The organism is Streptomyces turgidiscabies Car8 (assembly GCF_000331005.1).
GTDB lineage: Bacteria > Actinomycetota > Actinomycetes > Streptomycetales > Streptomycetaceae > Streptomyces > Streptomyces turgidiscabies.
Genome location: NZ_AEJB01000587.1, coordinates 1 through 599 on the forward strand (window position 1 = coordinate 1; position 599 = coordinate 599).

Below are 599 nucleotides of genomic sequence, written 5' to 3' on the forward strand. Positions count from 1 at the left end.
GCCGTCCTGGACGGTGATCGTCAGGCCCGGCAACGCCAGATCCGCACGCCGCTGAGGATCTGGATGGCGGATGAACAGCCAGCCGTCTTCGGGCCCGCCGGCGAAGGCGGAGCGGTCGGAAATCACGGCGCCGGGCCACACGTGGGCGATGACCGCCAGGTAGTGCTGGCGGGCGACAGCCTCGGGGGGCAGGGTGGCGCCCACGGCGTAGATGCCGGGCGCCAGCCGCAGGGCCCGGCCGGCCTTCGCCTGCCGGCTCCGGGAACCGCTCGTCCCGAATTCCAGCGTCCCCGCCGGAGACCCCTCAGGGGCAACTTTCATGCAGAAAAACGTCCTCTCACGCTCTCCAGAAGCCTCCAGAGGCAAGGATCCTCATCTAAATACCGCCAGCAGGCAAGGAAAGTGAATTAAATCTACCGCTCATGGCGGCCGACTGCAGCCGCATGTGCCGGATCTCCCCGGGCTGCGCCGCGGCAGACAGCAGGAAGCTATGCGACCGCCGTCGGCGCGTCCCCGTCGCGCACGGGTGCCCGCCCGGCGTACGCCCGGCCGCGCGTCTCAGCGGGGCTCGCGGCCGGCGGGTACGGGGTGGGGGCGGA

At 71.0% G+C, this 599-nt stretch carries 1 protein-coding gene; it reads right to left on the reverse strand.

Annotated elements, in window-relative coordinates; genetic code table 11:
• Nucleotides 1-321, reverse strand: a 321-nt coding sequence (locus tag STRTUCAR8_RS41325) for a hypothetical protein (RefSeq protein WP_044473779.1), incomplete at its 3' end; no start/stop codon positions are given.
• Between the last annotated feature and the right edge of the window lie 278 nt (nt 322-599).